This is a genomic window from Arthrobacter sp. JCM 19049 (genome assembly GCF_001310435.1).
In genome coordinates this window covers 1-2,091 of record NZ_BAXF01000386.1, presented here as the reverse complement: position 1 = coordinate 2,091, position 2,091 = coordinate 1, and the positions used below count along the sequence as shown (strand labels likewise).

Annotated in this window: 2 protein-coding genes and 1 pseudogene; all 3 read right to left on the bottom strand. The window is 67.0% G+C overall.

The genetic code is table 11. From position 1 onward, the window contains the following. Window positions 1-757, bottom strand: a 757-nt coding sequence (locus tag JCM19049_RS12475) for a DEAD/DEAH box helicase family protein (protein ID WP_279403132.1), incomplete at its 3' end; no start/stop codon positions are given. Between the two features lie 73 nt (window positions 758-830). Next, window positions 831-1,085 carry a DUF3039 domain-containing protein gene (locus JCM19049_RS12470; RefSeq protein WP_054821750.1) on the bottom strand — a complete coding sequence of 85 codons (255 nt, stop codon included), beginning with the start codon at window positions 1,083-1,085 and terminating at the stop codon, window positions 831-833. Window positions 1,086-1,346: 261 nt separating this feature from the next. Further along, window positions 1,347-2,091 (bottom strand): annotated as a pseudogene (locus tag JCM19049_RS12465) (transporter); the annotation flags it as partial.

Genomic DNA, 2,091 nt, shown 5'->3' with positions numbered 1-2,091 from the left:
CACCGAGCTGGGCCTCCATTTCCTCGCCGGCGGCGGTGCGCCAGCGCATGTTGCCCGAGTAGGCCATGAACAGCACCGGGCGCACCACGTGGTCGGTCAGCGCGTTGCCGTAGCCGTAGGTGTAGTCGGCCTTGGAGCGGCGGATCCCATCCCCCTCGTCGGTGTACTGCACGAACGGGATCGGGGCGGTGTCCGAACGGAACGGGGTACCGGTCAGCGCCAGCCGGCGGGTGGCCGGTTCGAAGGCCTCGCGGATGCCATCGCCCCAGGACAGCGCGTCACCGGCGTGGTGGACCTCGTCCATGATCACCAAGGTGCGCGCGTCCTCGGTCTTGGCCCGGTGCACGGCCGGCTTCTGGGCAACCTGCGCATAGGTGACCACGACCCCGAGGTAGTGATCACCGTGGCGGCCATCGGAGTTCTTGTAGTTCGGGTCCAGCGCCAGCCCGACACGGCCGGCCGCGTCGGCCCACTGCTTCTTCAGGTGGTCGGTGGGCGCGACCACGATCATCCGGTTGATCTTCTTGGAGTCCACCAGCACCTTGGCCAGGCGCAGCGCGAACGTGGTCTTACCGGCGCCGGGGGTCGCCACCGCCAGGAAGTCCTTGGGTTCGGTGTCGAAGTAGAGGGCAAGCGCCTCGGCCTGCCAGGCACGCAGCTTCGGCCCGGTGCCCCAGGCCGCGCGTTCCGGATATGCCACCGGCAGCTTGTCTTCCAGCGGAAGCTTGTCACCAATGTCGAAAAGTGTGTCGGTCATCTATCCTCTCCCGGCGCGGACCACGAATCAATGCCCAGCAGCCGTGCGGCTGCCGGGCGTGAGGGCAGGTCGGTTAGTCGCCCTGCATGGATTCGTAGATTTCCTTGCACTCCGGGCAGACCGGGAACTTCTTGGGGTCGCGGCCGGGAGTCCAGACCTTGCCGCACAGGGCGATCACCGGTTCCCCGGATAGGGCCGATTCCATGATCTTTTCCTTGCGCACATAGTGTGCGAAGCGCTCGTGATCGCCGGCCTCAACGTTCTGCTGCGTCTCGGTCCGCTCGATTGTTGCTGTTCCGCCGCGGGTTTCTTGTGACTCTTCAACCATGGCATCCAGTCTAGTACTTTTCGCGCTCCACCCAATCCCCCACAGCACGCGCAAGCGGTCCGCGGCAGCCCCGGAAATCCGCTCGATTACCGGGCTGACCTGCCGACTTTCCGGACACGGCGCATGGCTTTGAACACCGTGTGAAGTTCCGGGCACCGGCAGGGGGTTGCGGACATGGCAAAGCCCCGGTAGCCGGGTGCTGGAGGTCATCCAGCACCCGGCTACCGGGGCTTGGGTGGGGCGCCATGGCCGTCGAGGCCGCTACTTGTTCAGCAGCACCGCCTGCATCAGCTCCGGCAGGCGGGCATCCATCCACTTGCCGCCCACCCGCACACCGACCAACAGCAGGATCCCGCCGTAGACGAATGCGCCGGCCAGGGTCACCCAACCCAACGGCTGGATACGGCCGAAGATCGCAAACAGGTACGGGATCACCAGCGGCAGCAAGAGCAGCCCCATCCCGCCAAAGGTCAGCAGCTGGGTCAGCGCCACGCGCACCCCGTTACCCGGCGGGGTCTTCATCGGGTTCTCCCCCGGCAGCGGGACCGCGTAGGTGTAGCGGGCCGAGACCACCGAGGAGATCGCCAGGGCCACCAGCAGCGCACCGAGCGAGAGGCCCACATCGGCCGGGATGCGCCAGTACTGGTTGGTCAGCGCCCCGGGCAGGATCGCCCCGAGCAGCACCGGCACCAGGCCCACCAGCAGGCAGGCGAGCATGCGCCCGATCCGGTCATCGCGGCCCCGCACCCCGGTGAGCACATGCAGGGAGAACGCGGTGTTGTCGTAGGAGACGTCGGCGGAGATGGAAAAGCCCATCAGGATCCCGAAGATCGGGCCGAGCAGGAACATCATCGCGTAGCTGCCGGACTGGGAGCCGGCGAAGTAGAAGATCACCGGCAGCACCGGGACCATCAGCACGCCGATCGCGTAGCGCGGGTCCTTCAGCCAATACACCAGCGCCCGGGCGGCGACCGCACCCCACGGGGTGGGCGGCATCCACTTGAAG